Here is a 20,139-nt window from a genome sequence, read left to right as displayed (position 1 = left end):
CGATGCGGGGCGCCGGCCGGCCGCGCGGTGACCCCGCACGGCGACGGCATCTCTCGTACGGCGGCCGACCGCGTGGGGACCCCCCGGGGACGGAGCCTTCCGTACGGCGGCCCGGCCGCGCGGTGATCCCGCGCGGGATCCGGCACCAGCACTTCCTGTACGGCGGCCCGGCCGCGCGGTGACCCCGCGCGGGTGCCCGCACCAGCACCTCTCGTACGACGGCCCGGCCGCGCGGTGACCCCGCACGGCGACGGAGCCCCCGTACGAAAGGACGGCCGCGCGGCCACCCCGCGCGGGTTTCCCAGCACCGGCACCTCTCGTACGCGAAGCCCTGCGGGCCGTACGGGAGGTGCCGGTGCGTCTGCCGGAGCCGAACACGCGTCACCACCCGTCGGCTCCGGCGGCCGAGGCCGCTCCTCCAGCGGGAACCGAGCTCCGGTTGAGCGCCGCGGCCGACGGTTGCGAAGGTAAGGAGGCGCTGTGAACGGTACGCACGGAGGCGACCGCGATGGTTCGCCGGACCCTCTTCGGCCGCCGATGACGGCGGCCGCTCTGTTCTCCCCGGACCACCGGGAATCCACCCTGACCTTCCGGGACGACGCCCGGCGCACCGCCGTCACCGACGACGCGGCCGCGCCGCGGGCCGGCCGTCCCCGTCCGCTGAGCGGAGTGTCCTTGTGAGCAGCGGACGTATGGAAGTGTGCCTCGTCGGCGCCGGACCGCGCGGGCTGTCCGTGCTGGAACGGCTCTGCGCGCACGAGCGGAAGTCCCCCCGCTGGGACCACCTGATCGTGCACGTGGTCGACCCCGACCCGGCCGGCTCCGGCCGCGTGTGGCGGCCCTCGCAGTCCCGGCACCTGCTGATGAACACCGTCGCCTCCCAGGTCACGGTGTACACCGACGTCAGCGTCACCATCGAAGGGCCGCTGGAGGAGGGCCCGAGCCTCTACCAGTGGGCCAAGGCACTCGGACCGAGCGCCCTCACCCCCGGCTCGGGCATCGCCTACGACGACGAGACGCTCGCCGAGGCACGGGACCTGGGGCCCGACACCTACCCCACCCGCGCCCTCTACGGCCAGTACCTGACCTGGGTCTTCCGCCAGGTCACCGCCAACGCGGCCGCGCACATGACGGTGCAGGTGCACCCCGTGCGGGCCGTCGCCCTGGAGGAATCCGGGGTCGGGCCGGCCGGCGGCCCCGGCGCGGCGCGGGCGCAGAGCGTGGTGCTGGAGGACGGCACCCGGCTGACCGGGCTGTCCGCGGTGGTGCTGGCCCAGGGCCACGTCCCGGCCCACCCCACCGACACCGAGCGGGAGCTGGCCGGCTTCGCCGCCCGGCACGGCCTGACGTACATCGCCCCGGCCAATCCGGCGGACGTGGACCTGTCGGCCGTCGAGCCCGGCGAGAGCGTGCTGCTGCGCGGGATGGGCCTGAACTTCTTCGACTACATGGCGCTGTTCACGCACGCCCGGGGCGGCGTCTTCGAACGCCTCGACGGCCGCCTGGTCTACCGCCCCTCGGGCCGCGAGCCGCGCCTGTACACCGGATCGCGGCGCGGCGTGCCCTACCAGGCGCGCGGCGACAACGAGAAGGGCGCCCACGGCCGCTACTTCCCCCGGCTGCTGACCGCCGAGTACATCGCGGCGCTGCGCGGCCCGGCCGGCCGGCCGGGAACCATCCGCTTCGGCGCCGACCTGTGGCCGCTGATCTCCAAGGAGGTACAGAGCGTCTACTACGAGACGCTGCTGGCCGCCCGCGAAACCCCGGCCGCCGCCGCCGAGTTCACCACCCGCTACCTGCGCGCCGAGCCCGGCGAGGCCGAGGACCGGCTGCTGGACGAGGCCGGCATCGGCGCGGAGGAGCGCTGGGACTGGGAGAAGGTCGCCCGCCCCTACGGCGCGCGCGCCTTCAGCGGCCTGGCCGAGTTCCGCGGCTGGCTGCGCGGGCACCTCGACGAGGACGTCCGGCGCGCCCGCGAGGGCAACGTCAGCGGCCCCTTCAAGGCGGCCCTGGACCTGCTGCGGGACCTGCGCAACGAGTTGCGGCTCGCCATCGACCACGGCGGGCTCGACGCCGCCTCCCACCGCGACGAGCTGGACCGCTGGTACACCCCGCTCAACGCCTTCCTGTCGATTGGCCCGCCCGCCTCCCGCATCGAGGAGATGGCCGCGCTGATGGACGCGGGCATCCTGGAGGTGACCGGCCCCGGCATGCGGGTCGGCGCCGACGCCGAGGGCCCGCACGGCGCCTGCTTCACCGGTACCTCGACCGAGCTCCCGGACGTCCGCGTGCGGGCCACGGTGCTGATCGAGAGCCGGCTGCCCGAGATCGACCTGCGCCGCACCGCGGATCCGCTGATGAGCGGGCTGCTGCGGACCGGGCAGTGCCGCCCCTACCGGATAGCCGGAGCGGGCGGAGCGGGCGGAGCGGGCAGCGAGTCGGCCGAGGAGTACGAGACCGGCGGCCTCGCCGTGTCCGAGCGGCCCTACCACCTGCTGGACGCCCACGGCGTACCGCACCCCCGGCGCTTCGCCTACGGGGTGCCCACCGAATCCGTGCACTGGGTGACCGCCGCCGGCATCAGGCCCGGCGTCGGCTCGGTCACGCTGGAGGACTCCGACGCCATCGCGGCGGCGGTCCTCGCACTGCCCGCACTGCCCCCCGCCGCATTCGGCACCGCCACCAACACCAGTGCGGGGGCGACCGCGTGACGACGACGCACGACCGGTCGCCCGCGACCGGGACCCTCGCCGCCCACCTGGACACGGGGCTGCTCTCCCCGGTCCGGGCGGGCACCCCCGTCGAGGCCGCGGTGGGCGACACCGCCTGGCTGCAGGCGATGCTCGACGCGGAGGCGGCCCTCGCCCGCGCCCAGGCGCGGTGCGGCACCGTCCCCGCCCCGGCCGCCGCGGTGATCACCGCCGCGGCGCGCGCCGAGCACCTGGACGTACGGGAACTGGCGCTGGCCGCGCGGGAGACGGCGAACCCGGTCGTGGGCCTGGTCAAGGCCCTGACGGCGGTGGTGGCCGAACGCTCCCCCGAGGCCGCCGAGTACGTCCACCGCGGCTCCACCAGCCAGGACGTCTTCGACACCGGCGCCATGCTGGTGGCCGCCCGGTCGCTGCGCCTGATCATCGCGGACCTGCGCACCTCGGCCGACGCCCTGGCCGGGCTCGCCGCCGCGCACCGGGACACGGTGATGGCGGGCCGAACGCTCGCACTGCACGCCGTACCCACCACCTTCGGGCTCAAGGCGGCGGGCTGGCGGCAGCTGCTCCTGGAATCGGCCGAGCGCCTGGAACGGATCACGGACGGCGGGCTCCCCGTGTCACTGGGCGGCGCCGCCGGAACCCTCGCGGGATACCTCCAGTACGCCGAACAGGGCGCCGACCCGGCGGCCGTGCTCGACGGCCTCGTCACCGCCTTCGCGGACGAGACGGGCCTGGCCGCCCCCGTCCTGCCCTGGCACGCACTGCGCACCCCGGTCGCCGACCTGGGCGCGGCGCTCGCCCACACCACCGGCGCCCTCGGCAAGATCGCCGCCGATGTGCTGGTCATGACGCGCACCGAGATCGGCGAAGTGGCCGAGCCCGCGGTGGCGGGCCGGGGCGCGTCGTCGGCGATGCCGCACAAGCGCAACCCCGTCCTCGCGACGCTGATCCGCTCCGCCGCGCTCCAGGTCCCCGCGCTGGCCTCGGTCCTGGTGCAGTGCCTGCCCGCCGAGGACGAACGCTCGGCCGGCGTGTGGCACGCCGAATGGCAGCCGCTGCGCGAGTGCCTGCGCCTCGCGGGCGGCGCCGCGCACACCGCCGTCGAACTGGTCCAGGGGCTCACCGTCCACGCCGGGCGGATGCGCGCCAACCTCGACGCGACCGGCGGCCAGATCGTCTCCGAGCGCGTCTCGGCGGTCCTGGCGCCCCGCCTGGGCAAGGCGGCCGCCAAGGAACTGCTGACGGGGGCCTCGCTGCGGGCCGCCGAGACCTCCCGCCCGCTGGCCGACGTACTGGCCGAACTGCCGCAGCTGCACGCCGTGTTCACCCGACACGAGCTGGCCGCGCTGCTCGACCCGGCCGGCTACACGGGCGTGGCCGGGCCGCTGGTCGACCGGGCGCTGGCCCACACTCACCGTTGACATTAGGGGACAAGAAAATGGGCAACACCGATACCGACGTGATCATCGTTGGGGCCGGCCCCGTCGGGCTCATGCTGGCCGGTGAGCTGCGCCTGGCCGGGGTGGACTGCATCGTCCTGGAACGCTCGACCGAGCCGACGGACCAGTCCCGCGCCCTGGGCTTCACGGCGCGCACGATCGAGACGTTCGACCAGCGCGGACTGCTGCCGCGCTTCGGCGGCTTCGACACCATCCCCATCGGGCACTTCGGCGGCGTCCCCCTCGACTACCGCGAGGTCGAGGGAGGCTCCTACGGCGCCAAGGGCGTCCCCCAGTCCCTGACCGTGGCCGTCCTCAACGACTGGGCCGAAGAGCTCGGCGTCGACATCCGCCGCGGCTGGGAGCTCTCGGAGTTCGAGGCCGACGACGACGGCGTCGAGGCCGACGTACTCGCACCCGACGGGCCGGTCCGGCTGCGAGCCAAGTACCTGGTTGGCTGCGACGGCGGCCGCAGCACCGTCCGCAAGAAGTCGGGCATCGGCTTCCCCGGCCACGACGCGCGGATCGAGATGTGCTTCGCCGAGGTCGTCGGCGTCCAGGTGCGCCCCCGCCCCAACGGCGAGCGCGTGCCGGGCGGCATGGTCCTCGCCTTCCAGCAGGGCCCGGACATCTTCCGCGTCACGTACTACGAGAAGGGCGCCGTCCCCCGCGAGGGCGACGAGATGCCCAGCTTCACCGAGGTCGCCGACGCCTGGGAGCGCCTCACCGGCGAGAACATCCGCGGCGGGACGCCCCGGTGGATCGGCCGGTTCACCGACGCGAGCCGCCAGGCGAGCGAGTACCGGCGCGGCCGGGTCCTCCTCGCCGGCGACGCGGCGCACATCCACCTGCCCATCGGCGGCCAGGGCATGAGCGCCGGCGTGCAGGACGCCGTGAACCTCGGCTGGAAGCTGGCCGCCGAGATCCACGGCCACGCCCCGGCGGGTCTGCTCGACAGCTACCACAGCGAGCGGCACCCGGTCGGCGCCCGCGTGCTGATCAACACCCTCACCCAGCGCGCCCTGTACATCAGCGGCGAGGAAATGCAGCCCATGCGCGAGCTCTTCGCCGAGCTCACCGCCTCCGAGGACGTCCGCAGGCACCTCATCGGCATGGTCACCGGCCTGGACATCGTCTACGAGGTCGGGCCCGGGGACCACCCGCTGCTGGGCCGGCGCCTGCCGGACCGCGAGCTCATCGGCCTCTTTGACGAATCCAAGACCACCGCGTTCGAGCTCCTGCACCAGGCCCGCGGCGTCCTCCTCGACCTCACCGGCGACGCCGCTCTGCGCGCCGCCGCCGCCCCGTGGGCCGACCGCGTCGACACGGTCGGCGCCCGCCCGCACGAGGCCCGCGCGGACGACCCGTTCGACGGCGCCGACGCGATCCTGGTCCGCCCGGACGGATACGTGGCCTGGACCGGCGGCGGCGCCGGAGCGGGGCCGCAGGGCCTCGCCGAATCCCTCACCCGCTGGTTCGGCGAGCCGGCGGCCGCCGCGCCCGGAACGGAGGCCTGACATGCCCGACGAGAAGATCGTCCTGATCACCGGGGCCAACAAGGGCCTCGGGCTCGAAATAGCCCGCCAGCTCGGCGAGCAGGGGGCCGTGGTCCTCCTCGGCGCCCGCGACGAGACGCGGGGCAAGGAGGCGGCCGACGCCCTCTCCTCCAGCGGCCTGGCCGCCGAGGCGGTGCGGATCGACGTGACCGACAGCGCCTCCGTCGCCGGCGCGGCCCGGGAGATCGAGCAGCGGTACGGCCGCCTCGACGTCCTCGTCAACAACGCGGGCATCACCGGCAGCTTCTTCGGCCCGCCCAGCGAGGCGACCGCCGAGCAGCTGCGGGAGGTCTACGACACCAATGTCTTCGGCGTCGTGACGGTGACCAACGCGATGCTGCCGCTGCTGCGCCGCTCGCCGGCCGGCCGCATCGTCAACATGTCCAGCAACGTGGGCTCGCTCGCCCTGAACGCCGACCCGGACGGCGAGTTCTGGCAGTACAACATGGTGACCTACCAGTCCTCGAAGACGGCCCTGAACGCGGTCACCCTCGCGTACGCCAAGGAACTCCACGGGACGAACATCAAGGTCAACGCCGCCAACCCCGGTTTCACCGCGACCGACATGAACAACCACCGCGGCCACCAGAGCGTCGAGCAGGGCGCCGCCATCGCCGTCCGCCTGGCCACCCTCGGCCCCGACGGCCCCAGCGGGACCTCCCTCGACGAGAACGGCACCGTCCCCTGGTAGCCGTCCCCCCGGCGGCCACCCGGCCGGCCGGTGTCCAACCGCGGACCCGCCGTGGTTGAACACCGGCCGGCTGTGCTGTGCCGGGCTCGGCCCGCAGCACAGCACAGGAAGCCCCCTGCGGGAGGTGGCAGGCCTCGACCTGCCACTCCCCGCAAGGGGCTTCGCCGTAGTACGCCCTCGCTGCCGGCCGCTGCCGCCGGCCGTTGACCTCAGCCGTTGGCGAACTCGATCAGGGCCGGGCCGAGCACCTCCGGCAGCACCCGGTGCCACACCCCGGGCAGCTCCAGCCGGCGGCCGTTCGGCAGCGCGGCCGCCGTCGCCGCCGTCGCCGTCAGGAGCCAGTCGCTGGTGGCGTTGCTGTTGATGAGCAGCGTCTCCACCTCCGTCTTCGCCAGCCGCTCGACCGGGATACGCCCGTCGCCCATCACGGCCGTGTCGTACGGGAGGGTGTGCGCCAGCGCCTCGTTGCCCGGCCAGATCGGGCTGGCCTGCCACTCCGCGATCCACTCGGGCGGGAAGCCCACGTGCTCGGCCAGGAAGTACACGACGGCCTCGCCGCGCTTCTCCTCGTCCAGCAGCGCCTGGAGCTTCTGCGCGAAGTCGTCCTCCGGCTTGCGGAATCCCTCCACCCGGTAGGGCGGTTCCAGCAGCGCCAGCTTCCGCATGGGGACACCGGCCATGGCCGCTTCGAGCGCGAGGATCGCGCCGCTGGACCCGCCGAACACCACCGCGTCGCCGCCGGTCGCCTCGATCACCGCGGCCAGGTCCTCGATCTCGCGCTCGACCGCGTACGCGGGGGAGTCCCCGCTGTCGCCGCGCCCGCGCCGGTCGTAGGCGTAGACGGTGAAGTGCGAGGTCAGCTCCGGGAACATGGGGGTGAAGGCCGTGTGGTCGCGGAACCCGCCGCCGAGCAGCACGATCGGGGGGCCTTCGCCGGCCTTCTCGTAGGCGATCGTCGTGCCGTCCCGCGATACGACCTTGTGCATCACACTCTCCTGTCGAATTGATGTGGAATGACAAGGCGGAGGCAATTCTCCCCAGCTTTCCATGTCCGCCCGGGAAAGTACCCAGGCATTTCCCCGGGTGTCAACAGCCGCTGTCGCACGGCCGCTGTTCGGATTGACAGGTTGTCGGCATGGGGACGCTGGCCTAGTCTCACTGGAAATCTCGATATGGCCAGGTCACGGAAACCGATTCGGCGAATTCGCTTGTCGAGACAGAGTCGGCTTGACCTGTTCCGGACCGAACCCCGACGGCTGGTCCTCAACCGACAAGGCAGAATTTATGACCTCCCAGACCCGCACAGCCCTGGTCATCGGCGGCGGCATCGCCGGCTCGATCATCGCGATGGCCCTGCGCAAGGCCGGGATCGAGGCCACCATCCACGAGGCGTACCGCACCACGGCCGACGGGATCGGCGGCGGCCTCAGCCTCGCCCCCAACGGAGTCAACGCCCTCGACGCGATCGACGTCGGCGACGTCGTGCGCCGCGTCGGCATCCCCATGCGCGGAACCGTCCTGCACAGCGGGGACGGCGCCGTGCTCGGCGAGCTCTCCTTCCCGGCCGAGCTGCCCCCGTCCCGGTTCATCTGGCGCGGCGACCTGTACCGGACGCTGTACGACGAGGCCACCAGCCGGGGCATCCGCACCCTCCACGACAAGCGGCTGGTCAGCGCCGAGGAGACCGCCGACGGCGTCACCGCGCACTTTGACGACGGGACGACGGCCCACGCCGACATCCTGATCGGCACCGACGGCATCCGCTCCACGGTCCGCAGCCTCATCGACCCGGCCGCGCCGCAGCCCCAGTACGCCGGCCTGCTCGGCTTCGCCGCCCAGCTCGGCGACACCGGCCTCGCCTCCACCGAGGGCAAGCTGCACGTCAGCTACGGCAGGCGCGCCTCCTTCGGCCACCTGGTGCACGACGACTCCTCCGGCGGCTGGTTCGTGAACCTGCCGCACCCCGAGCCGATGACGCTCGCCGAGGCCCGCGCGGTGGGCAACGAGGAGTGGCTGTCCGTGCTGCGTGAGGCGTTCACCGACGACGAGCACTCCCCGGCCCGGGGCATGCTGCGCCGGACCGACCCGGCCGACCTGCTGATCACCGGCCCGCTGGAGACCATGCCGACCGTGCCCACCTGGAGCCGGGGCCGGACGGTGCTGGTCGGCGATGCCGTGCACGCGGCCTCCCCGAGCTCCGGCCAGGGCGCCTCGCAGGCCATCGAGAGCTCCGTACAGCTGGCCCGCTGCCTGCGCGACCTGCCCTACGAGGAGGCGTTCGCGGCCTACGAGCAGCTGCGCCGGGCACGCGTCGAGCGGATCATCGAGAACGCCACCCGGACCAACGCCAGCAAGGCCGGCTCCCGCGGGGGAAGCGACCTCAAGCCGGTCAACATGGACTGGCAGTTCACCTACCGCATCGACTGGGACGCCCCCGTCACCGCCGTCGCCCACGCCTAGCCGGGCCGAAAACAATTGGCCGATATCAGAGCCGATAAAGCAGACTCGATTATCCCTCGGAATCCACTTGAGCAGCAGTGGAGTATCGGTCGTAATTTACCCTCCTGCCCGCTGACATCGGCTATTAAAGAAGTTGTACTGTGGCATGATGACGGTACATCGGCGCTCGATGTCGTAGGCAGTTTTGTCTTCACACAGGAGAGCGGAAAGTGAAAACTCGCGTAATTGTTGTCGGTGCCGGTCCGGTCGGATTGATGCTTGCGGGTGAACTCAAGCTCGGCGGCGCCGACGCCGTCGTCTACGACAAACTTCCTGCGCCGTCGGGCGAATCGCGCGCCCTCGGCTTCACCAAGCGCGTGGGCGAGGTATTCGACCAGCGCGGACTCCTCACCCGCCTCGGCCAGCTCCGGCGCGGCCAGCGCGGCCACTTCGGCGGCGTGGGCATCGACCTCGACATCCTGGACGACGACCACCACGGCGTGCTCGGACTGCCGCAGGCGCGGACCGAGGAGATGCTGACGGGCTGGCTGACCGAGCTCGGCGTGCCGATCCTGCGCGGATACGAGGCGGTCGGGTTCAGCGAGGGCGCCGACGGCGTCACCGTCGTCTTCGACGGCCCGGACGGCCGCCACGAGGACACCGCCGCGTACCTCGTCGGCTGCGACGGCGGACAGAGCACCATCCGCTCGCTGGCCGGCATCGAAGCCCCCGGCTGGGAGTCCACGCGCGGGATGTACATGGCCGACGTCACCGGCGTCGAGCTGCCCCAGCGGCCCACCGGCGCACACGTGCCGGGCGGCAACATGATCCTGTCGGTCAGCCTGGGAGACGGCTACTACCGCGTACTCATCCACGACAAGAGCCTGCCGGCCCACCCGGACTCCGCCACCCTCACGTTCACCGATGTCGCCGACGCGTGGCAGCGGATGACGGGCGAGTCCATCCACCACGGCGAGGCGCGCTGGATGGCCGCCTTCAGCAACGGCGCCGGACTGGCCGTCGAGTACCGCCGCGGCCGGGTCCTCCTCGCCGGCGACGCCGCGCACGAGACCCCGCCGCTCGCGGGCTGGGGCCTCAGCACCGGCATCCAGGACGCGGTCAACCTCGGCTGGAAGCTGGCCGCGGTGGTCACCGGCACGGCCCCCGAAGGCCTGCTCGACACCTACCAGGCCGAGCGCCACCCCCTCGGACAGCAGCTGCTGCGCAACACCCACGCCGCCTCGATGCTGTACCTCAGCGGGGAGGAGATGGACCCGCTGCGCGAGGTCATCCGCGAGCTGGTGGCCGGCAAGGACGGCGCCGGCCACTTCGCCGGGATGGTCAGCGGGCTGACCGTCCGCTACGACATGGGCCCCGGCGAACACCCGGAGCTGGGCCTGCGCCTGTCGCCCGACCACGTACTGGAACTGCCCGACGGCACCCGCAAGCGCGTCGCCGAGCTGCTCCACTCCGGGCGCGGACTGCTCATCTCCGCCGGCACCTGCGGCAAGGCGGCCTCCATCGCCGCCGACTGGTCGGACCGTATCGACATCGTCTACGGCAACTGGGTCCCGGAGGAGGACGGCGGCCACCCGCACACCGGCCCGGCGGTCGTACTGGTCCGGCCCGACGGCTACATCGCCTGGGTCGCGCCCAACGGCGGAGACCTGCCCGCGGCACTGGAGCGCTGGTTCGGCTCCGCCCGGGTCACCGTCAACGCCTAGGCGAACACCGTGATTTCACCCCACGTAGAACACCAACGAACAATGGAGAAGGAGACAAGGGAGCGATGACCTCACCCATCCTGGTCACCGGTGGCACGGGCAAGCTGGGGGCGCACGTCGTCCCCCTGCTGCGGGCGGCCGGCCACAACGTACGGGTTCTGAGCCGGAGCACGCGTCCGGCGACCGAGGGTATCGAGTACGTCGCCGTCGACCTGATGAAGGGCGAGGGCATCGACGAGGCGCTCGTCGGCGTCGAGACCGTCCTGCACCTGGCGGGCGGCACCAAGGGCGACGACAAGGTGACGGGCAACCTGGTGGCGGCCGCGAAGCGCGCGGACGTCAAGCACATCGTGTACATCTCGGTCATCGGCGCGGACACCATGCCGCTGGGCTGGTTCAAGACCCAGCTCGACGCCGAGAACGCCGTCACCCAGTCGGGCATCCCGTGGACGATGCTCCGCGCCGCCCAGTTCCACGACATCGTGCTGATGATGGCCGAGAAGATGGTCAAGATGCCGATCATCCCCGTCCCGGGCGGCCTGACCTTCCAGCCGGTGGACTCCCGCGAGGTGGCGGCCCGCCTGGTCGAGCTGACCCTGGGCGCCCCGGCCGGCAAGGTCCGCGACCTGGCCGGACCCAAGGTCTACCCGCTCGGCGACCTGCTGCGCGACTACATGCAGGCCCGCGGCAAGAAGCGCCCGCTGATGCCGATGCGCATGCCCGGAAAGGCCGGCAAGGCCTACCGCGCGGGCGACAACCTCGTGCTCAAGGGCAACGACGTCGGCCGGCGCACCTGGGAGGCCTTCCTCAAGGAGCGCGTCAGCTAAGGCGCACACCCACCGGAACACCAAGCTGCCGGGGCCCGCACCAGCGGGCCCCGGCAGCCGTGTTCCGTATGGCCTCAGCTCGGCTCAGCCTGGCTCAGCTTGCTTCAGTTCAGCCTCAGCCGGACTTCAGCTCGCGCAGCAGCGCGCGTTCCATCGGCGTGAGCGGAACGTCCGGCCGCACCCGCTCCGGATGCGCCGCGCCGGGCCCGGTCAGCACGCGCGGCGGCACGGGCGGCGGGGGCGGCGGCCCGGGGAGAACCCCGCCCGCGCCTTTGGGTTCCCCGCCGGTGTAGAGGGAGCCGTACGCCACCAGGCTGCCGTAGATCGAGCGCAGCAGGCGGCGGGGAAGGGACAGTCTCACGTCTGACCTCACTCCAGTCGTCGCAGTGACGGGGCATCTGTGCACACCATCGGGCGGCGCGGCGGAGACGGAGCTGAGGACCGCTGGAGCATCGCCGGAGTTCTGCCCATTCGCGTTCAACTGCGAAAAGTGCCCGCAGTTGGACGGGGGCCGGCCTGGGTTAGATCGGGACATTGCCATGTCGAGGTGAGAGAGGGCTCCATGACGTACATCGTCCACCCCGGGGACCGGCCCGAAGGCCGCCGCGGGTTCGAGATCGTGCTGTCGAGCAAGATGACCGACGGTGCGGCGTCGCTGGTGGAGACCCGCCAGGGGCCGGCCTGGTCGGGTCCGCCGCTGCACACCCACGCGGAGTCCACGGAAACCTACTTCGTCGTCTCCGGAAAGCTCATCGTCCAGGTGGACGACGAGGTCGTCGAGCTGGGCCCCAGCAGCATGGCGCACATCACCAGCGGCACCCGGCACACCTGGGCGACCCCGCCCGGCGAGGGCGCCCACTTCCTCACGCTGCACATGCCCGGCGGCTACGAGGACTACCACCCCACCGCGCTCCAGGCCGAGAAGGACAACGGCGGCCCGCTGACGCAGGAGGACCTGTTCAAGATCGCCGCCAAGTTCGACTGGCGCCCGGTCGGCGACAAGCCGCAGCGCCTGACCCCGGACGGCCGCCTGATGCCGGCCGGCGAGGTCGACGACGAGGCGGCCCGGCTCCGCGAGGAGTGGCTGAAGGCCAACGGCCAGGAAGCGCACGTGGAGCGCATCCACGACGACGGCTTCTACGACAAGGCCGCCGAGGAGGCGTAGCCGCCCGCCCTCTTGCCGTACCCGTGCGGCCCGGACCCTCCCGCGGAGTCCGGGCACCCACGAAGGACGAGGCGCCTGCCCGTCACCCTCCCGTACCACCGCCGGCGCAGCTGAGCCGGTCGGCGGTCACCGGGGCGCCCTCGGCGACGTTGCGGTCGTAGGTCACCTTCTCGACCCTGACGGGCTGAGTTCCGACGGCGACGTCGAAGTGCGTGTCGTGCCCCGGCACGACGCGCAGCCGGGATCCGGGAAGGGCGGCCGCGAGGGTGGCCGCGTCCTCCTCCTTGCCGGCGGCGTAGCTGATGACCACGGGGCCCTCGGGACGCACCGACGGCGCGGACTGCGAGGTGTCGGTGACGACGAAGCCGTTGGCGCGCAGGGCCGCGGCGACAGCGGCGTCGTCCACGCGGACCGCGATGCCGGCGGGGTTGGTACGGGCCGGTGTCTTCGGGGCGGGCTGGATACGGGTGTCGCCGGTGATCGGGCGGTCATTGCCCAGGGCGTCCCACAACGCCTCGGAACGGGACTTGTGCCACACCAGCGTGGATCCCACGCCGGGCACGCGGTGGTCGAAGATGTCGATCGGGACGGTGGCGAACTCGGTCCGGTCGGCGGACAGCCGGCCCAGTGCCCAGCCGATGCGGACCAGATCGTCCAGGCCCGTGCGTTCGTCGGTGCGTACGGACTTCAGCAGGGTGCGGACCGTGCGGGCCGTGCTCACCGGGCCGGACAGCGCGCCCTCCGCCTTGAGCCGCACCAACAAATCGGTCACCAGGCGCTGTTGGCGCCGGACGCGGCCGAGGTCCCCCGGCCGGTTGATGTGCCGGGCCCGGGCGTAACGCAGTGCCCCGTTCCCGCCGATGTGGTGGGTGCCCGCGGTGATGTCGAGGCCGGAGTTCTCGTCCTTGAGCGGCTTGTCCGTGCACACGGTGGCGCCCCCGAGATCGTCGACCGCCTGCTCGAAGCCGGTGAAACCGGTCTCCAGGTAATGGTCGATGCGCAGGCCGGTGGCCTTCTCTACGGTGCGCACGGTCAGCGGACCACCGCCGATCGCGTACGCCCCGTTGACCTTGCCGAGGCGAGCGGGGTCGATGTCGGCGTACTCGACGTACGAGTCACGCGGGATGGAGACGACGCTCGCGCGCCGCTCGTCCTGGGACAGGTGCACGAGCATCATCACGTCGGTGCAGTTGCACCCCTTGCCGCCCACATGCAGCCGGTTCTTCTCGGCGGCCGAGAGCCCGGCGCGGCTGTCGACGCCGACGACCAGGATGTTGGTGCCGCGGCCGTGTCCGCCGCGCGGCGGACCGTCCGCCGCCGGGAAGGCCTGCGCCGCGGCCACGCAGGAGCCGGAGACGAGGGTTGCCAGCAGGGAGAGAACAGCGGTGGAACGGCGCATCAAACAACCCCCGCACATAAGGACAAATCGGGTCAGGAGGAGAAGGTACTGGGTCGGTGCGCACAAAGCGCGGCTACGCGCCCGGAATCGTGGCCCGCGGCCCGTAGTAGGCGGCCAGATTGTCCCGGGCGGGCCTGGCGCGGCCGGCCGGCCCGCGCGCGAACGCCCGTAGGACGTTCGCCGTGACCGTGCGCGTGAACCGCGCGGCCCGTGCGTCCAGGCCGTGATGCGCCTTGCCCCCGCCGGGCCCGCTCGCGTCGAGGGATTCGACCCAGCGCATCGTGCCCGTGGAGAACACCCCGGCCCCGCCCGCCAGAGAGAAGTACACCGTATCGGCGTGCGAGGGACGGCCCTTGCGTACCACCGGCGAGTGCGCCAGGACCTCGATCGGCCGAGGCGTGGGGTGCGCGGTGTTCACCCTGTCGTACTCGACGCCCACCAGATGGGGGAAGGAATCGCCGAGCCGCGCACCGGTACCCGTCAGCAGCCAGTGATCCGGGTTCGACACCACGTACGGCGCGTCCACCGGATAGCCGTCGTAGATCACGCCGAGCAGGGAACTCTCGGGATCGGGCAACGGCGCCCTGCGGTAGTCGTTCGTCGGAGGACCGCCGCGCCGGAAGCCGGGATCCTCGGCGTAGTCGTCCTTGTAACAGACCACGATCCGGTCCGCCCCCACGGCAGACGGTTCGAAACGGATGCGCCGGTAGCAGCAGTTGGCGCCGAGCACCGCCAGGTTCATCCCCGCGTCGCGCGCCGCGGTGACGTGGCGCCGCTGCTCGGGGCTCCAGTACTCGTCGTGCCCCAGCGAGACCATGGCCGCGGCCCCGCGCAGGAGCTCCGGCTCACGGGCCACGTCCACCCCCGTCGCGTAGGCCAGCGGGAGCCCCAGCCGTTCGGCCAGTGCGATCAGCGGGGCCTCGTAGACGAGGAACTGACCGGCGCCGTGCCCGCTGCCGTACGGGCGGTCGAAGCTGACCTGGAGGGACCGTGAGGCCTTCTTCCCCGAAGCGCCCTTGTACAAGTCGGCGCCACCCCACCGGTTGTACGCCTGCCAGGTGGCGACCGCGTTCACCACGACCGTCCGGCCGACAGCGGACGCACTGCGGACGGTGACGGGCACGAACCGCTGCCCCGCCTGCCCGTCCAGGGCATCAAGACGCAGCAGATAACTCCCCTCCGGCCAGCCGGACGTGTCCACTTCCGCCGTCTGCCGCCACCGCGTACCCACCATCCGCGTGCCGGGTTCGAGCCGCGCCGGTGCCTGACGCAGACCCGGCAGGGCCCTGGAGCGCCAGACGAGACGTGCCCTGGCTCCGCCGTACCAGCCCATCCTGTACGCCGAGACGGTGTAGGAGGCGGAGGCCGTCGACACGCGCAGGGCGAGCACCTCACCGGAACACACGCTGGCCCGGTCGGCGAACCCCTCGATGGCACGCGCCGGACCGGCCCGGGTGATCCGCCAGTCGGGCGACCCCGCACGGGCGTTCTCGGCGGCCACATCCAGCCCGCCGCCTCCGGCCTCCACCGCGAGGCCCTTGGCCTGCGTCGCCGCCGCGCCCGTACCCAGCCACGCCTGCGACGTCACGACACCGGCGGCGATCCCCAGCACCCGCCTGCGCCCCGGCCCACCCCGGCCCCCCGCGCCCTCACCGGGATCTCCCTCTGCCCTGTCATGCGCCATCACGTCACCCTCAGCGGTACCGGCTCCATGACCCCCCGTTCTAACCCATCACCGCCCACCACCCCCGCAGCCCACCCCACCCGGCGCGCCCACCAAAAACAAAATCTTGCGTCCGGCATCTGTCGTGGCCGGTCTGTGGGTGTCCGGCTACTCAGGGGAGGTGAGTACGTGCGCTCTGCCCGGTGCCGGAGCCGGCCGGGACGCTTGGGCCATGCGCCAGAAGCCACTGAATCCCACCCCCTTCCTGTTGCTGTTTCTCGTTCCGGTTGCGGCATGGGCCGCCTGGCTGGGCTGGGACCAGCGTCGTGACGTGCACCCCGACGGTTCGGTGACGGGCCCGTACGAGGCGTGGCAGGTGATCGGGCTGGTGCTGACCCTGCTGGCACCGGTGTACTGGGCGGCTTCCCGGCGCCACGTCACGGGCGCCGTGCTCGGCACCACGGCCGGTCTGGCCGCCGCCACCTACTACGACTGGTCGGATGACTCCAGCGGCCTCTTCGTGATCGGCGTGGGCATGGTCATGACGGCAAGCCTCGTGGTGACCTTCGCCCTCTCCGCCCTGATCGCCTCCGTGACACGGGACGGCCGTCGTGGAGGATCTGCTCGGAAAGCGTGAAGCATGACGCGGACGGTGCAGCCTCTCCTTGCGCGGCTCCGGCCACGCCCTGGCCACGGACGATGAGCCCGTGGTTCATGCGGTCTCGGTGGTGCGCTCGTAGTCGGGCAGCCGGATCGGTTCGGCGCGCGTGTGTTCAGGGGTGTTGGCGGCGAGCACGTCGAGGATTTCCTGGGTCGGGGCGGGCATGAAGAACCGTTCGGCGCCCTCGCGGCCCAGCGCTCGGTGCTCGGCGGTGTACGGCCGCATCCGCCTCTCGTACGCGGCGAATGCCATGGCGTGGTCTCCGGCGGCCGCGACTAGGCCCTTTCTTTCGGATCAGGCCGGGTTCTCCGCTGCTTCGTGAAGTCGGGTCAGCAGGGCCATCAGCTGCTTCTGCTCGTCCGGGGTGAGGGGTGCCAGCAGCTCGGCATTGGCGGCCTTGGCCAGAGCTGCGCAGCGGGTGAGGGCGGCCGTGCCCTCCGGGGTGACGGTGACGGCGTTCTTGCGGCGGTCGGAGGGGTCGGGGGCGCGTAGGACGAGGCCTTGCTTCTGGAGGTGGTTGAGTGCGCCGACCATGTCCTTGGGGTCGACGGCCAATCGGCGGCCTAGGTCGGCCTGGGTGATGGGCCCGTATTCGGCGGTCGCGGCCAGCACCGCGTGGTGCATGAGCTTCAGCCCCTCCACGGCGATCGCGTCGGCGACCATACCCCGGCCACGCGCCGCGAGACGGCCGACGAGCCAGGTCGGCAGGGACTGGATGCGCTGCAGGTCCGAGGCCATGTGCTCAGCCTATCCAAAATTCATTGGACTTCCCAATGACTTTCCTCATATCGTTGGGGCATCCAATGAAACCGGACAGGGGAGGTCCTGTGCTGCGCATTCGTCATGAGGTCAACGGTGGACCCGAGGTGTTGTTCGCCGAGGAGGTCGGCCGGCCCGAGGCGGGAGCCGGGGAGCTGTTGATCCGGGTCGAGGCGGTGGGGGTGACCCTGCCCACTGTGCGCAAGGTGCGGGAGGGCAGCGAGCCGATCTCGTTCGGAGGCGAGGTCGCCGGGGAGATCGTCGCCTCAGGTGCGGGAGTCACCGCCTTCGGCGTCGGAGACCGCGTCACCGGGCTGTGCTTCGCCGACGCCTACGCCGAGTTCGCGGTCCTGAACACCGCCATGACTTCCCGGATCCCGGACGGCGCAACCGCCGTGGAGGCGGTCGCGCTGGTCCGCAGCGGGCTGGTGGCTCGCGGTGCCTACGAAGCCGCGCGCATGGAGCCCGGCGAGTCGGTCCTGGTCACGGCGGCGGCCAGCGCAGTGGGCACGCTCGCCCTCCAGTACGCCAAGGCCGGTGGGGCAGCACGTGTCGTCGCCGCCGTCAGCAGCGCCGACAAGGCTGACTTCGTCCGAGGGCTGGGCGCCGACGAGGTCCTCCTATACGAGGACGTCGACTGGGGCACACCGTACGACGTGATTCTCGACGGCGTCGGCGGTGACCTTCTCGGCCCCGCCGTTCGGGCCCTGGCCACAGGCGGCCGACTTGTGGCCTTCAGCTCCGGCGGCGGCACGGTAGAGGCGTACGAACTCCTGGTCCGCGGCGCCTCGATGATCGGCTTCCAGATGCGGGCCATCGCCGTTGGCAAGCCTGAACTCTACGACCGCTGGCTGCGCGAGCTCTGGCAGATGCGCGACGCCGGCACCCTGCGCACAGCCGTACACGAGGAGATCCCCCTCCGCGAAGCTGCCCGAGCCCACACCCTCATCGAGCAGCGCCGCAACCTCGGCAAGGTCGTCCTTGTCCCCTAAATGGTCTCCTTCGAATGGTCTCCTTCGAATCATCGAGCGGACCAGAGGAAGACACCCGCGACGTGGAGTCCGGCCAGATAGACGGTGGCGGTCTTCTCGTAGCGGGTGGCGATGCCCCGCCGCTGTTTCACGCGGTTGATGCGGGAGGCCCTCGCCGACGCTGAATGGCGGACTGCACCCAGTTCGCGCCGGTCATGGACAAGATCCGCGTGCCTATGACAAGCGGGGATACGTCTTCCTGGGCACCGTCACCGCCGCCGCACTCATGATCTGGCCCCGGTCGTGATGGGTGAGACAGAACCTCAGGCGCCGGCCAACTCGGCGTTCGCGCGCTCCGTGATCAGTGCCAGCACGCGGCCCGCGATCGCAAGGTCCTCGGACGGAATACCGGCGTACAGCCGGGCGGCGATCTCGGCGGTCTCAGCGGCGGTGCTCTCGTAGAGCTCCCGTCCGGCGTCCGTGAGCCGCATCCGGGACGCCTGTGCCGGGTCCGCTTCCAGCAGCTTCGCGGCCGTCAGCTCCTCGATTACGCCGCGCACGAACGACTCGTCGGTCTTCAGCGAGCCGGTGACGTCGGCGACGAGCTCGTCGCGGCCGATGGACCCGCCCGCGACCACGACGACCCGGAGCGTCACATTCTGGTGGAACGTGGCGCCGTGGCGGGCCACCACGCCTTCCGCGAGGGCACGCCCGGCATAGTGCGCCAGGGCGATGACACGGGCATTGACTGTGGGTGCGGTGGTGGTCATGACTGCTCCTTCTCGTTTTCGGCGTGTGGATCAAGAGGTACGTCGAGCAGGGTCGCCAGCTCGCGGGTCAACTGCCGTGCGCGCGGGCTGTCCTGTCCCCCGAGCGGCTCCAGCAACTGGTCCAGTAGCCCCTGGACCACCTTGATCGCGCGGCGTGTGATGTCGTGCCCTTGCTCGGTGAGCGACAGCTGCATGGCGCGCGGGTCGTCCGGGTCCCGGGTGCGGGCGACGAGTCCGGCGGCCTCCAGGGCGCGGGCGAGTTTGGAAACGTAAAGCGGTTCGAGCCCTGTGTGGTCGGCGAGCCGACGCTGGCTGGGCTGCAGTCCGGAGCGCTGCATGCCGTACAGCGACGCCATCAACGCGTACTGGGCATGGGTCAGGCCCAGCGGCGCGACCGCCCGGTCGACGGCTACCCGCCACTTCATCGACAAGCGCCAGACCAGGAATCCCGCCGTGGCGCTCTCAGCTGCTGAACTCATGCGAAATACAATACATGGCTACTATGTACATGGCTCCTATTTTCACGCGGGCACCCGAACGCGCTGCCGGGCCCGGCGTTCGAAGAATCCGTATCAGGGAGTGCCGGTTTGCCGATGCCGTGCAGCAGGGTGTCGACGACGCGCGTGGCGAGTGCGTCCACGGCGGCGTCGGTGGCCGGTGCCTTAGCCGCTGCCTCATCGATGAGGGCGTAGTAGACGCGCCGCGCCCAGTGCGCGACCCTCGGCATGAGCGACCAGCAGGTACGGCTGTGCGTCAAACGCCTCGTGGCCGAGGGCCGGTTCACCCACGAAGGCGCCCGCCGACCGCGAGCACGCCACCCAAGGCCGAAGGACTCGGCCCTGGCAATGCTGCGGACGGCGGCTGGCCCGCACACTGTGCGCACCTCCAGGCGAGCAAGCAGGACGGTGGCAGCCTGGTCCAGGAACGCCGGCCAGGTTCTGTTGAGCGCCCGCGGGTCCACGTCCGTCAGGGTGTGAGCCACAGGCCGGCGTGTGACTGCAGGATCTGCTCGGTCGTGCGGAAGTCCATAACGGTCCCGCAGGCGAAGCCACCGTCGTCCGGGTGGGTCTCGGTGCCGGTCCACCCTGGGAGGGCGCCCTCGGTGTGCGCGGGGCACAGGAGCACAAGCCAGGCCGGGGAGGCCTCGGACTCCGCGGGCGGTCACCTGATTTCTCCCAGGATGCCCCGGCCTTCAGGCCGGGGAGGAATGGGTCCTTGGGGCGGAGCCGCGTAGCGGCGGAGTTCTCTGCGCATCTGCTGTGACCTGCACTTTCATTCGTTGTCAGTGGGGTCGGATAGTTTCATCATCATGACGACGACAGCGATAGCCGAGGGGGCCGGGCATGCCCGGTACACCTACCGGC

Annotated in this window: 19 protein-coding genes; 11 read left to right on the top strand and 8 right to left on the bottom strand. The window is 71.7% G+C overall.

The window, feature by feature from the left end:
* Positions 1 to 480: 480 nt before the first annotated feature.
* Genes J7I97_RS14405 through J7I97_RS14385 form a run of 5 tightly spaced genes read left to right on the top strand, consistent with a single transcriptional unit; the run spans position 481 to position 6,397 of the window.
* Positions 481 to 681, top strand: a complete 201-nt coding sequence (locus tag J7I97_RS14405) for a hypothetical protein (RefSeq protein ID WP_214934786.1) — start codon at positions 481 to 483, stop codon at positions 679 to 681.
* Positions 678 to 2,711, top strand: coding sequence for an FAD/NAD(P)-binding domain-containing protein (locus tag J7I97_RS14400; RefSeq protein ID WP_214934784.1), 2,034 nt, complete (start codon positions 678 to 680; stop codon positions 2,709 to 2,711). Before J7I97_RS14405 ends, J7I97_RS14400 begins: the two co-directional genes overlap by 4 nt.
* Complete coding sequence (gene pcaB, locus J7I97_RS14395) at positions 2,708 to 4,132, top strand: 3-carboxy-cis,cis-muconate cycloisomerase (protein WP_214934782.1); 1,425 nt, start codon at positions 2,708 to 2,710, stop codon at positions 4,130 to 4,132. Before J7I97_RS14400 ends, pcaB begins: the two co-directional genes overlap by 4 nt.
* A 17-nt stretch (positions 4,133 to 4,149) precedes the next feature.
* A complete protein-coding gene (locus J7I97_RS14390; protein WP_214934780.1) occupies positions 4,150 to 5,667 on the top strand; it encodes an FAD-dependent monooxygenase in 1,518 nt (505 codons plus the stop codon).
* A gap of 1 nt (position 5,668) precedes the next feature.
* Positions 5,669 to 6,397, top strand: coding sequence for an SDR family oxidoreductase (locus J7I97_RS14385; RefSeq protein ID WP_214934778.1), 729 nt, complete (start codon positions 5,669 to 5,671; stop codon positions 6,395 to 6,397).
* Positions 6,398 to 6,606: 209 nt separating this feature from the next.
* Here the strand turns inward: J7I97_RS14385 and J7I97_RS14380 are convergent, their stop codons facing one another.
* Positions 6,607 to 7,383 carry an alpha/beta fold hydrolase gene (locus tag J7I97_RS14380; RefSeq protein WP_214934776.1) on the bottom strand — a complete coding sequence of 259 codons (777 nt, stop codon included), beginning with the start codon at positions 7,381 to 7,383 and terminating at the stop codon, positions 6,607 to 6,609.
* Positions 7,384 to 7,681: 298 nt separating this feature from the next.
* Here J7I97_RS14380 and J7I97_RS14375 point away from each other — a divergent pair, with 298 nt between their 5' ends.
* The 3 genes from J7I97_RS14375 to J7I97_RS14365 all read left to right on the top strand — a co-directional run bounded on the left by J7I97_RS14375 (position 7,682) and on the right by J7I97_RS14365 (position 11,387).
* Positions 7,682 to 8,857 (top strand): FAD-dependent monooxygenase, encoded by a 1,176-nt coding sequence (locus tag J7I97_RS14375; RefSeq protein WP_214934774.1) that lies wholly within the window; start codon positions 7,682 to 7,684, stop codon positions 8,855 to 8,857.
* Positions 8,858 to 9,066: 209 nt separating this feature from the next.
* Positions 9,067 to 10,560 carry an FAD-dependent monooxygenase gene (locus J7I97_RS14370; protein ID WP_214934772.1) on the top strand — a complete coding sequence of 498 codons (1,494 nt, stop codon included), beginning with the start codon at positions 9,067 to 9,069 and terminating at the stop codon, positions 10,558 to 10,560.
* Between the two features lie 65 nt (positions 10,561 to 10,625).
* Positions 10,626 to 11,387, top strand: a complete 762-nt coding sequence (locus tag J7I97_RS14365) for an SDR family oxidoreductase (protein WP_214934770.1) — start codon at positions 10,626 to 10,628, stop codon at positions 11,385 to 11,387.
* Positions 11,388 to 11,502: 115 nt separating this feature from the next.
* On the opposite strand, the gene J7I97_RS14360 is transcribed toward J7I97_RS14365, so the two are convergent.
* Positions 11,503 to 11,748, bottom strand: a complete 246-nt coding sequence (locus J7I97_RS14360) for a DUF6059 family protein (RefSeq protein ID WP_308363584.1) — start codon at positions 11,746 to 11,748, stop codon at positions 11,503 to 11,505.
* 201 nt (positions 11,749 to 11,949) lie between these two features.
* On the opposite strand from J7I97_RS14360, the gene J7I97_RS14355 reads away from it, so the two are divergent.
* Positions 11,950 to 12,552, top strand: a complete 603-nt coding sequence (locus J7I97_RS14355) for a cupin domain-containing protein (RefSeq protein ID WP_214934768.1) — start codon at positions 11,950 to 11,952, stop codon at positions 12,550 to 12,552.
* An 82-nt stretch (positions 12,553 to 12,634) separates the two neighbouring features.
* Here the strand turns inward: J7I97_RS14355 and J7I97_RS14350 are convergent, their stop codons facing one another.
* Together J7I97_RS14350 and J7I97_RS14345 are read right to left on the bottom strand one after the other, a co-directional pair.
* Positions 12,635 to 13,951: an LCP family protein gene (locus J7I97_RS14350; protein ID WP_214934766.1), complete on the bottom strand. Its 1,317-nt coding sequence runs from the start codon at positions 13,949 to 13,951 to the stop codon at positions 12,635 to 12,637.
* 73 nt (positions 13,952 to 14,024) lie between these two features.
* Complete coding sequence (locus J7I97_RS14345; RefSeq protein WP_308369134.1) at positions 14,025 to 15,563, bottom strand: N,N-dimethylformamidase beta subunit family domain-containing protein; 1,539 nt, start codon at positions 15,561 to 15,563, stop codon at positions 14,025 to 14,027.
* 283 nt (positions 15,564 to 15,846) lie between these two features.
* Between J7I97_RS14345 and J7I97_RS14340 the strand changes: the two genes are divergently transcribed.
* On the top strand, positions 15,847 to 16,251 hold the full coding sequence (locus J7I97_RS14340; RefSeq protein WP_214934764.1) for a hypothetical protein: 405 nt from the start codon (positions 15,847 to 15,849) through the stop codon (positions 16,249 to 16,251).
* 75 nt (positions 16,252 to 16,326) lie between these two features.
* Here J7I97_RS14340 and J7I97_RS14335 read toward each other — a convergent pair whose 3' ends face one another.
* On the bottom strand, positions 16,327 to 16,527 hold the full coding sequence (locus J7I97_RS14335) for a hypothetical protein (RefSeq protein ID WP_214934762.1): 201 nt from the start codon (positions 16,525 to 16,527) through the stop codon (positions 16,327 to 16,329).
* 42 nt (positions 16,528 to 16,569) lie between these two features.
* The gene (locus J7I97_RS14330) at positions 16,570 to 17,013 is read right to left on the bottom strand and encodes a MarR family winged helix-turn-helix transcriptional regulator (RefSeq protein WP_214934760.1); all 444 of its coding nucleotides are present in this window, start codon (positions 17,011 to 17,013) and stop codon (positions 16,570 to 16,572) included.
* An 89-nt stretch (positions 17,014 to 17,102) separates the two neighbouring features.
* Here J7I97_RS14330 and J7I97_RS14325 point away from each other — a divergent pair, with 89 nt between their 5' ends.
* The gene (locus J7I97_RS14325; RefSeq protein ID WP_214934758.1) at positions 17,103 to 18,026 is read left to right on the top strand and encodes a zinc-binding dehydrogenase; all 924 of its coding nucleotides are present in this window, start codon (positions 17,103 to 17,105) and stop codon (positions 18,024 to 18,026) included.
* Between the two features lie 302 nt (positions 18,027 to 18,328).
* On the opposite strand, the gene J7I97_RS14320 is transcribed toward J7I97_RS14325, so the two are convergent.
* Entirely contained in the window at positions 18,329 to 18,775 is a 447-nt protein-coding gene (locus J7I97_RS14320; protein WP_214934756.1) for a winged helix DNA-binding protein, read from the bottom strand.
* Positions 18,772 to 19,254, bottom strand: a complete 483-nt coding sequence (locus tag J7I97_RS14315) for a MarR family winged helix-turn-helix transcriptional regulator (RefSeq protein WP_214934754.1) — start codon at positions 19,252 to 19,254, stop codon at positions 18,772 to 18,774. Before J7I97_RS14315 ends, J7I97_RS14320 begins: the two co-directional genes overlap by 4 nt.
* Between the last annotated feature and the right edge of the window lie 885 nt (positions 19,255 to 20,139).

The organism is Streptomyces sp. ISL-87, assembly GCF_018614095.1.
Taxonomy (GTDB): Bacteria; Actinomycetota; Actinomycetes; order Streptomycetales; family Streptomycetaceae; genus Streptomyces.
Note: the sequence above shows the minus strand (reverse complement) of the source record. Positions and strands in the feature narration are given on the sequence as shown.